Annotated in this window: 7 protein-coding genes and 1 pseudogene; all 8 read right to left on the bottom strand. The window is 67.4% G+C overall.

Features of this window, described 5'->3' with window-relative positions; all coding sequences use genetic code 11:
• Positions 1-119 precede the first annotated feature (119 nt).
• The 8 genes and pseudogenes from O0K41_RS21225 to lpxD all read right to left on the bottom strand — a co-directional run bounded on the left by O0K41_RS21225 (position 120) and on the right by lpxD (position 10153).
• Positions 120-1079 carry an acetyl-CoA carboxylase carboxyltransferase subunit alpha gene (locus O0K41_RS21225; protein ID WP_005408731.1) on the bottom strand — a complete coding sequence of 320 codons (960 nt, stop codon included), beginning with the start codon at positions 1077-1079 and terminating at the stop codon, positions 120-122.
• A 113-nt stretch (positions 1080-1192) separates the two neighbouring features.
• Complete coding sequence (locus O0K41_RS21230) at positions 1193-2062, bottom strand: hypothetical protein (protein ID WP_024956311.1); 870 nt, start codon at positions 2060-2062, stop codon at positions 1193-1195.
• Positions 2063-2124: 62 nt separating this feature from the next.
• Complete coding sequence (dnaE, locus tag O0K41_RS21235; RefSeq protein WP_164222271.1) at positions 2125-5715, bottom strand: DNA polymerase III subunit alpha; 3591 nt, start codon at positions 5713-5715, stop codon at positions 2125-2127.
• A 228-nt stretch (positions 5716-5943) separates the two neighbouring features.
• Positions 5944-6615: a ribonuclease HII gene (locus O0K41_RS21240; RefSeq protein WP_005408734.1), complete on the bottom strand. Its 672-nt coding sequence runs from the start codon at positions 6613-6615 to the stop codon at positions 5944-5946.
• Positions 6612-7775 (bottom strand): annotated as a pseudogene (gene lpxB / locus O0K41_RS21245) (lipid-A-disaccharide synthase); the annotation flags it as partial. The pseudogene lpxB and the gene O0K41_RS21240, both read right to left, overlap by 4 nt.
• Before the next feature lie 92 nt (positions 7776-7867).
• Positions 7868-8659 (bottom strand): acyl-ACP--UDP-N-acetylglucosamine O-acyltransferase, encoded by a 792-nt coding sequence (lpxA, locus tag O0K41_RS21250; protein WP_005412736.1) that lies wholly within the window; start codon positions 8657-8659, stop codon positions 7868-7870.
• A 16-nt stretch (positions 8660-8675) separates the two neighbouring features.
• Positions 8676-9134 (bottom strand): 3-hydroxyacyl-ACP dehydratase FabZ, encoded by a 459-nt coding sequence (fabZ, locus tag O0K41_RS21255; protein ID WP_005408737.1) that lies wholly within the window; start codon positions 9132-9134, stop codon positions 8676-8678.
• On the bottom strand, positions 9131-10153 hold the full coding sequence (gene lpxD / locus O0K41_RS21260) for a UDP-3-O-(3-hydroxymyristoyl)glucosamine N-acyltransferase (RefSeq protein WP_012479608.1): 1023 nt from the start codon (positions 10151-10153) through the stop codon (positions 9131-9133). Before lpxD ends, fabZ begins: the two co-directional genes overlap by 4 nt.
• Positions 10154-10311 lie beyond the last annotated feature (158 nt).

A 10311-nucleotide genomic window follows, 5' to 3' on the forward strand; every position in this document is an offset into this window, starting at 1 on the left:
TTTCTGCAATCACCTGCGTGTTGCCGGCCAGCGGCCGGCACTACCAGGCCTACCTGCATGCCGGCCAGCGGCCGGCACTACCAGGCCTACCTGCATGCTGGCCAGCGGCCGGCACTACGTCAGGCTGCTTCGTACGTGCCGTAGCTGCGCAGGCGCGCGTAGCGCTGTTCCAGCAGCTGTTCGGTGGACAGCTTGTCCAGCGCATCCAGCTCGTTCAGCAGCACCGCCTTCAGGCGCTTGGCCATCTGCGTCGGGTTGCGGTGGGCGCCGCCGGTGGGCTCGCGCACGACCTTGTCGACCAGGCCCAGGCTCTTCAGGCGCGGGGCGGTCAGGCCCAGCTGTTCGGCCGCGTCCTTGGCCTTGCCGGCGTCCTTCCACAGGATCGAGGCGCAGCCTTCCGGGGTGATGGTCGAGTACACCGCGTATTCCAGCATCACGGTGCGGTCGCCCACGCCCAGCGCCAGCGCGCCGCCGGAGCCGCCTTCGCCGATCACGGTGCAGATGATCGGCACCTTCAGTTCGGCCATCTCGATCAGGTTGCGCGCGATCGCTTCGGACTGGCCGCGCGATTCGGCGTCGATGCCCGGCCAGGCGCCAGCGGTGTCGATCAGGGTCAGCACCGGCAGGCCGAAGCGCTCGGCCATCTTCATCAGGCGCAGGGCCTTGCGGTAGCCCTCCGGCTTGGGCATGCCGAAGTTGCGCTTGATCTTCTCCTTGGTGTCACGGCCCTTCTGGTGGCCGATCACCATCACTGCACGGCCGTTGATGCGGGCCAGGCCACCCATGATCGCCTTGTCGTCGGCGAAGGCACGGTCGCCGGCCAGCTCCTGGAACTCGTCGAACATGACGCGGAGGTAGTCGGCGGTGTACGGGCGCGACGGATGACGGGCCAGCTGCAGCACCTGCCACGAGGTCAGGTTGCGGAAGATCTGCGCGGTGCGCATGCGCAGCTTGTCCTGCAGCGCGTGCACTTCCGCCTCGACATTGACCGCCGGCCCGGCACTGGCGTTGCGCAGTTCCTGGATCTTGGCTTCCAGGTCGGCGATGGGTTGCTCGAAGTCGAGGTAGTTCGGATTCATCGGAAGCCGTCGTGTAAAGAAGAGGGGAATTCTAGCCGAATGCGCGCAAACCACCCGTACGCCTTCGTCTGGAAGGCGACGGTAGCGCAGCCGGGCGGGGCGCGCCAGTCAGCTCAGGGCACCACCAGGGCGCTGCGGCCCATCAGCTGGCTGCGCTGGGAAACGAAGTCGTTGTAGGCCTCGTTGGCGTCACGGCCCAGCCCGCTGCCCAGCGTGGCGGTGGCCGAGGTGAAGGCCATCTGCGCGGCGAAGTCCTGCTTGCGCAGCGCCTTCTGTTCATCGGCGGTGGTCGCCTTCAGCCAGCGCGCATAGACCTCGCGCAGCGGCGCGGCGTGGGCCTCGAAGGCCGGCACCAGCGCCGGCAGGCTGGCCGGGGCCGGTTCCAGGCTGAACGCCGGGGCCACGTAGCCAGCCGGCTGCTCGCGCTTGAACGCGCCGGGCTCGCCCATGCCTTCTTCCACGTAAGCGATGAAGTCCGTGGCGGTGAACACCTTGGCCACGATCTGGCCGCCGCTGGCGTCGACGTGGGCCACCACCTTTTCCTTCGGGAAGGGCTCGCGCACGCCGTAGGTCCAGGTCTTGTCGATGAACAGGTCGTGGCTCTTTTCGAACGGGCCTTCGAAGTCGACCCCGCCAAGTTCGATGCCCTTGTTGCCGACGCCGAAGTTCTTCAGCTTGCTCTCGTCGGTGACATAGACCTCGCGGGCGATCACGTACTCGCTCAGGGTCGGGTTGATCAGGCCGCCACGGCCATCGACGTAGACGATGAAGCGCACGTCGCCCAGTTTGTCGGTGTGCAGGCGGTGCTCACCGACAGCGAGCGAGATCGGGCGCGAGCCCTGTGCGGCCACCGGCAGGTCCTTGCCATCGATGCTCAGGGCCAGCGGCGCATCGGTCGGGTTGTCGATCTGGAACTCGACCTTCGAGGGCGAACAGGCGGCCAGGGCCAGCGCGGCGGCGAACGGGAACAGCAGGGTCTTCATTGGCAATCGTCCTTGATGACTGGAACGGGAAAGCAGGAGGGTCAGGAAAACCAGAGCCAGCCTCAGCTGGCCCACGGTGGGCTGTAGCGCACTTTCAGCGTGCGTACGGCGGGGTCGGCGCGCAGCGCCTCCATCAACTTGGAATCGATGCGCACCGCGCTCTGCCCGGAAACATCGAGCATGCCGGCGACGCCGCCGTGCGGGCCCTTCAGCAGCAGGTCCAGGCGCAGCGGCGTGCGCCCCGGGCGATGGCGATCCAGCAGCGCATTGACGCGCTCCCAGACCGGGCGCTGCTGGCGCAGGTCCAGGCGCAGCGACAGCCGCGTGGCGTAGTTGGCGCAGACTTCGTCGAAGTCCCAGCACTGGCGGATGCGCAATGCGTAGCCACCGTTGAACTCGTCCTCGCGCAGGCCGCCCTTGACCACCAGGATGCGGTCCTTGGTCATCAGGTGCCCGAACTCGGCCATCGCGTCGGAGAACGCGCTGCACTCGACGCGGCCGCGGCCATCTTCCAGCTGGATGAAGATCTGGCTCTCGCCCTTGCGACGCACACCGACCACCTGGCCGGCCAGCACGGTCTGTACTTCCGGGCGCCAGCGCTTTTCGCCGCCGCCACCACCACCGCTGTTGGCGCTCCAGATCTTCTCCACCGAACCCAGGTCGTTGCCGACCAGATCGCGTACATCGTCGCGCCATGGATCGAACGGGTGGCCACTGAGATAGAAGCCCAGCGTGTCGCGCTCGCCGTTGAGGCGCTGCAGCAGCGGCCATTCTTCGGCTTCGGGCAGATCCAGCTGGATCGTGGTCGCGCTCGGGTCCGGGCCACCGAACAGCGAGTTCTGTCCCGAAGCGCGCTCGCGGGCCATCTGGTCGGTAGCCTTGATCACCTCCGGCAGCTGCAGCATCAGCGAGGCACGGTTGCGGCCGAGCTCGTCCAACGCACCACAGTTGATCATCGCTTCCAGCGTGCGCCGGTTGAGCTTGGCCGAGCCGACGCGGGTGCAGAAGTCGAGCAGGTCCTTGAACGGGCCGCCCTTCAGCCGCTCCTCGACCACCGCCTCGCAGGCACCCTGGCCGACGCCCTTGATCGCACCGAGGCCGTACTGGATGGTGTCCGGGGTCACCGCTTCGAACATGAAGGCCGACTGGTTCACCTTGGGCGGCAGCACGGTCAGGCCGAGGTTGCGCACCTCGTCGAGGAAGCCGACCACCTTGTCGGTGTTGTCCAGATCGGACGACAGCGTGGCCGCCATGAACTCGGCCGGGTAATGGCGTTTCAGCCATGCGGTCTGGTAACTGACCAGTGCGTAGGCGGCGGCGTGCGACTTGTTGAAGCCGTAGCCGGCGAACTTCTCCATCAGGTCGAAGATCGCGTCGGCCTTGGCTTCGTCCACGCCGTCCTTGGCCGCACCTTCGCGGAAGATCTCGCGGTGCTTGGCCATTTCGGCCGGCACCTTCTTGCCCATCGCACGGCGCAGCAGGTCGGCGCCGCCCAGCGAGTAGCCGCCGACGATCTGCGCCATCTGCATCACCTGCTCCTGGTACACCATGATGCCGTAGGTGTCTTTCAGGATCGCTTCGGTGCGCGGATCGGGATAGATGATTTCTTCCTGGCCGTGCTTACGCGCATTGAAGGAGGGAATCAGGTCCATCGGGCCGGGGCGGTACAGCGACACCAGCGCGATCAGGTCTTCGAAACGATCGGGGCGCGCGTCCTTCAGCAGGCGGCGCATGCCCGAGGATTCGAACTGGAACACTGCGCCCGTATTGCCGTTGGCGAAGATGTCCTTGTAGGTGGGCGTGTCGTCCAGCGGAATCGCGGCGATGTCCACCGGCGGGATGCCGGCGCGCTCATGGCGCTTGTTGATCGCCTTCACCGCCCAGTCGATGATGGTCAGCGTGCGCAGGCCGAGGAAGTCGAACTTCACCAGGCCCACTTCTTCCACGTCGTTCTTGTCGAACTGGGTGACCGGGTTCTTGCCGAGACCGTTCTCGTCGTGTTCGGCGTACAGCGGGCAGAACTCGCTCAGCGGTTCGGGCCCGATCACCACGCCACCAGCGTGCTTGCCGGCGTTGCGGGTCAGGTCTTCCAGCTGCAGCGCCAAGTCGATCAGGTCGCGGACATCGTCCTCGGTCTCGTAGCGCTGGATCAGTTCCGGCGACGCCATTTCCGAGCTGGGGCCTTCCTTGCCCTTGCCCAGTGCATCCTTCAGGTGGATGCCGAGGATGTTCGGGATCAGCTTGGAAACACCGTCGACCAGGCCGTACGGGAAGCCGAGCACGCGGCCGGAGTCGCGCACCACCGCCTTGGCGGCCATGGTGCCGTAGGTGATGATCTGGCTGACGCGCTCGCGCCCGTACTTGCGCGCGACGTAGTCGATCACCTCGTCGCGGCGGTCCATGCAGAAGTCGATGTCGAAGTCGGGCATCGACACGCGTTCCGGGTTCAGGAAGCGCTCGAACAGCAGGTTGTACGGCAGTGGGTCCAGATCGGTGATCTTCAGCGCCCACGCCACCAGCGAACCGGCACCCGAACCACGGCCCGGGCCGATCGGGATGCCCTGGTTCTTGCCCCACTGGATGAAGTCGGCCACGATCAGGAAGTAGCCGGGGAAACCCATCTTGATGATGGTGTTGAGCTCGAACTCCAGGCGCTCGAAATAATCTTCGCGGGTCTTGCCCGGCGCCAGCGGATTCTTCTCCAGGCGCTCTTCCAGGCCGTCGCGCGACATCTTCTGGATCCAGGTGTCCAGGGTCTCGTCGTCGGGCACCGGGTAATTGGGCAGGAAGTAGGTGCCCAGCCGCATCTCGATGTTGCAGCGCTCGGCCAACGCCAGCGTGTTGTCGATGGCATCGGGAATGTCGGCGAACAGCGCACACATCTCTTCGGCCGATTTCAGGTACTGCTGGTCGCTGTACTCGCGCGGGCGCTTGGGGTCGTCCAGCACGCGGCCGGTGGAAATGCACACGCGCGCTTCGTGCGCGCTGAAATCGGTGGGCGCCAGGAAGCGCACATCATTGCTGGCCACCACCGGCAGGCCACGCTGGCCGGCGGCCATCAGCGCGAACTGGTTGAAGGTTTCCTCGCCCTCGCGGCCGGTGCGGGTCAGCTCCAGGTGCAGGCCATCGCCGAACACACGCTGCCAATCGGCCAGCCGCTGCTCGGCCAGTTCATGCTTGCCGTCCAGCGCCAGGCGCCCGGCCAGGCTCTGCCGGCCGGCCAGCGCGAACAGGTTGGCGTTGCCGGCCTTCAGCCAGTCCGGATGGATGGCCACGCCGCCTTCGGGGCGATGGCCTTCCATCCACGCGCGGGTCAGCAGCCGCGACAGGCTCAGGTAGCCCTCGCGGTCGCGGCACAGCAGGGTCATCCGCCACGGATCCTGCCCTTCCTCGGCGATCAGCACGTCGGCGCCGGCGATAGGCTTGATGCCCACGCCTTCGGCCGCCTTGTAGAACTTGACCAGGGCGAACAGGTTGTTGAGGTCGGTCACCGCCAGCGCGGGCAGGCCGAGTTCGACCGAGCGTGACAGCAGGTTGGCCTGCTTGGCCTTCTTCGGGTCCGCCTGGTCCGGCTTGGCCGGCACACGGATGGTGGAGTCCGCCAGCGAGAACTCGGTGTGGACGTGGAGATGTACGAAGCGGGAGTTGGACATGCCGGACCAGGTTGGAGCGCGCGGGCCCCGGGTGCTGACGGGGGAATCGTCGCCGGGGTCGGGAAGCGCTGGAGTGCCCGGTCAGGGTAGCGAGGGCTGGAGGGCGCGACAAGCTCTTGACGGCATGCGATATCGCATCCGCGCTATCGCTCCCCACGGTTCGCTGGCAAACCGCGGGCCCCGCCTGACCCTGCTTTCGCAGCCGGGTGCAGCGACCGTTCAGGCGACTCAGGCGATTGCGATGTCTGCGGTCACAGCTGCCGGGTTTTCCAGGCACTCGCGCACCGGGGCGAAGCTGCGCCGGTGCTCCATGCAGGGGCCGTGCTCGCGCAGGGCGGCCAGATGGGCCGGGGTGCCGTAGCCCTTGTGCTGCTCGAAGCCGTATTGCGGGTGGCGGGCATGCACGTCCTGCATGTAGCGGTCGCGCGAGACCTTGGCCAGGATCGAGGCGGCCATGATCGCGCGGTCGATGCCATCACCGCCGACCAGCGCCTGCGCCGGCAGTACCAGGCCCTTGGGCACCACGTTGCCGTCGATGCGGGCGAAGCCGGCCACGTGGGCGACCGCTGCAACGACGTCACGCATGCCCTGCAGGGTGGCCTGGTAGATGTTCAGGCGGTCGATGGTCTCCACGTCCACCAGCACCACGTGCCAGGCCAGTGCACGTTCGATGATGCGGTCATGCAGTTGCTCGCGGCGGGCTGCGGTGAGTTGCTTGGAATCGTCCAGGCCGTTGATGCGTGGCCGTGCCGGGTCGAACACCACCGCCGCCACCGCGACCGGTCCGGCCAGCGGACCGCGGCCGGCTTCGTCGACGCCGGCGACCAGACGCTCCGGCTCGACCACGGCGGCACCGTCGAACAGGGCCAGGCTGGCCGCTGCGGCGTGGCGGCGGCTCATGCCTGGGCCTGGTCGCGCATCAACAGCTCGCCCACAGCGTCGGCCGCGCGGGCCGAGGCATTGCGGCGCAGTCGTTGATGCAGGCGGGCATAGGTATCCTGCAGGTCGGTCACCCGCTGCGGGTGGTCGAACCATTGCTGGATGGCCGCCGCCAGCTTGTCCGGCGTGCAGTCGTGCTGCATCAGTTCCGGTGCCAGGTCCTGGCCCGCCAGGATGTTGGGCAGGGCAAAGCGGTCGACCTTGATCAGGCCCAGCGCCTTGACCAGGCGGTAGGTCAGCTCGTTGACGCGGTAACCGACCACCATCGGCCGCTTGACCAGCATCGCCTCCAGCGTCGCGGTGCCCGAGGCCAGCACCACCACATCGGCGGCGATCATGGCGTTGCGCGCCTCACCGTCGAGTACATGCGAGAAGGCTACCGGCAGCGCCGAGCGTGACAGCTGCTCTTCGATCAGGCGCTTGCAGGCCGGGTTGGCGGCAGGCACTACCACGTGCAGGCCGGGGAGGCGCTCGGAGACCTGCCAGGCGGCCTCGAAGAACGGTTCACCGAGGCGCGAGATTTCGCCCAGGCGGCTGCCTGGCAGCACCGCCAGCACCTTGGCCGAGGTCGGCAGGCCAAGCGCGGCGCGCGCTTCCTCGCGGTTGCCCTGCAGGGGGATGTCATCGGCCATCGGATGGCCAACGAAGCGCGCGTCGATGCCGTGCCTGGCATAGATCGGGGGTTCCATCGGGAACAGGCACAGCACCAGGTCGGCACTGCTGCCGATCTTCTCGGCGCGCTTCTCGCGCCAGGCCCAGACCGAGGGGCTGACGTAGTGCACGGTGCGCACGCCGCGCTGCTTCAGCCAGCGTTCGATGCCCAGGTTGAAGTCGGGCGCGTCGATGCCGATGAACACGTCCGGCTGCCATTCCAGTGCACGCTGGCGGAACGCGGAACGCAGTTTCAGCAGGCGTGGCAGGTGGCGCAGCACTTCGGTCAGGCCCATCACCGCCAGCTCGCTGGCATCGTGCCAGGTCAGGCAGCCGGCGCTGCGCATGGCATCGCCACCGATGCCGGCGAATTCGGCATTCGGAAAGCGTGCCTTCAGCTCGCGCACCAGGCCCGCACCCAGCAGATCACCGGAGGCCTCACCGGCCACCAGAGCGATCCGCAACGGGCGCTCGCTGAGCACCCGCTGCGCGGGGACGCTGCCGGCCATCGAGGCCAGCGGAATCACGGCGGCGCCGGCCGGCGCCTGGCCGGTCGTGCTGCTCATCGCAGCAAGGGCCTCTCAGCGTGCTCGATGAAGTCCAGCATGGCCTTCACGTCATCGCTGTCGCGTGCCTGTTCGGTCAGCTGCACCTTGGCTTCGGCCAGCGGCAGGCCCGCCACGTACAGGGTGCGGTAGGCGCGCTTGATGGCGGAGATGCGCTCGGCGTCGAAGCCACGACGCTTCAGGCCTTCGCTGTTGATGCCGCGCGGGCGGCCCAGCGAATCGGTGCCGACCATTGTGAACGGCGGAACGTCGCCGTTGGTCAGCGCGCCCATGCCGAGGAAGGCGTGGGCACCGATGCGGCAGAACTGGTGGGCACCAGCGAAGCCGCTGATGATCACGTAGTCGCCCACGGTCACGTGGCCGGCCAGGGTGGTGTTGTTGGAGAACACGCAGAAGTTGCCGACATGGCAGTCGTGCGCCACGTGCGTGTAGGCCAGCATCCAGTTGTCGTTGCCGATCGTGGTGATGCCGCCGCCGCCGCCGGTGCCACGGTTCAGGGTGACGAACTCGCGGAACACGTTGCGGTCGCCGATCACCAGTTCGGTGCGTTCGCCAGCGAACTTCTTGTCCTGCGGCTCGCCACCGATCGCGGCGTGGCCGATGAAGCGGTTGTCACGGCCGATCCTGGTCGGGCCGTGGATGCTGCAATGGGGGCCGACCACTGTGCCGGCGCCGATTTCCACATCGGCACCGATCAGGGTGAACGCGCCGACCTGGACGTCGTCGGCCAGGCGCGCGGCCGGATCGATGACGGCAGTCGGGTGGATCCGTGGTGCGTTGTCAGTCATTGCTGCCTCCCGTGGATCAGCCCTTGGCACCGGCGCACATGACCTCGGCCGAGGCAACGACTTCACCGTTGACCTTGGCCTCGCCGTAGTACCAGCCCATGTTGCGGATCAGGCGCTTCATCTGCACATCCAGCATCAGCACGTCGCCGGGCACGACCTGCTTGTTGAAGCGGGCGTTTTCCACCTTGACCATGTAGAACAGCTTGGACTGCGCATCGCGGCCAAGCGTCAGCTGGGTCATCACGCCACCGGCCTGGGCCAGCGCTTCGATGATCAGCACGCCGGGCATGATCGGGCGGCCCGGGAAGTGACCCTGGAAGAACGGCTCGTTGATGCTGACGTTCTTCTGCGCCAGGATGCGCTTGGCGTCGATGTCGAGCTCAAGCACCCGGTCCACCAGCAGGAACGGGTAGCGGTGCGGGAGCAGTTCCTGGATCTGGCAGACGTCGATCGGAAGCTGCAGCGTGTCGTTCATTCTTTCTCCTTGCCAGCAGCCAGGACGCGGCGAGCCAATGCGTCCAGCTGCTTGAAGCGCGCGGCGTTCTTGCGCCACGTGCGGTTGTCGGTCAACGGGGTGCCGGACGAGTACTCGCCCGGCTCATGGATGGAATTGCGGACCACCGACTTGCCGGTGATCACGACCTTGTCGCAGATCTCGAGGTGGCCGACCACACCGACGTGGCCGCCGAGCAGGCAGTAACGGCCGATCCTGGCGCTGCCGGCGATGCCGGTGCAGCCGGCGATGGCTGAGTGCGCACCGATCTGCACGTTGTGCGCGATCTGTACCAGGTTGTCCAGGCGCACGTCTTCGTCCAGCACGGTGTCTTCCAGTGCACCACGGTCGACGCAGGTGTTGGCGCCGATTTCGCAATCGTCGCCGATGCGCACGCCGCCGAGCTGCGGCACCTTGATCCACTTGCCGGCGTCCATCGCCAGGCCGAAGCCATCGGCACCGAGCACGGCACCGGGGTGCACGCGCACGCGCTTGCCGAGCTTGACCCGGGTGACCAGGGTGACCCGGGCGATCAGTTCGCAGCCGCTGTCCAGGCTGCAGTCTTCGCCGATCACGCTGCCGGTGCCGATGATGCAGTTCTCGCCGACCACGCTTCCCGCGCCGATGGAGACGAAGGGGCCGATGTGGGCGCTGGCGGCGACCTGGGCGCTGGGATCGATGACGGCGCTGGGGTGGATGCCCGGTGGGCGCGTGGGCGCGATGTCGAACAGCGCGGCGATCTTGGCGAAGGTGGTGTACGGGTCCTTGGCCACGAGCGCGGCGCCGGGGGCGGCCTCTGCGTCGTCGGCGCGCAGCACGACCAGCGAGGCCTGGCTGTCGGCCAGCTGGGCGCGGTAGCGTGGATTGGCGAGGAAGGTCAGCTGGCCAGGACCGGCGTGGGCGAGGGTGGCCACGCCGTGGATGGCGGTGGCGGGGTCGCCATGGACCTGCAGGCCGAACTGCTCGGCGAGTTGCTGGGCGGTGTAGGTGGGAGTATTCACGGCGGGAGTTTAACGTGTGACGCCATTGCGGTCATGCGGGGGGCAGGGCTTGGCGCCTGCCTGGTACGGGCGGGAGGCGGCGGGTGGCCCTGGCCAGGACACGCAAAAGCCCCTCCATGGTGCTCGATGGCGCCTTGCTCGTGTGCGCTGTCCTGCGC

The organism is Stenotrophomonas sp. Sm2128, from assembly GCF_030985535.1.
In the GTDB taxonomy this organism is placed as follows: Bacteria; Pseudomonadota; Gammaproteobacteria; order Xanthomonadales; family Xanthomonadaceae; genus Stenotrophomonas; species Stenotrophomonas maltophilia.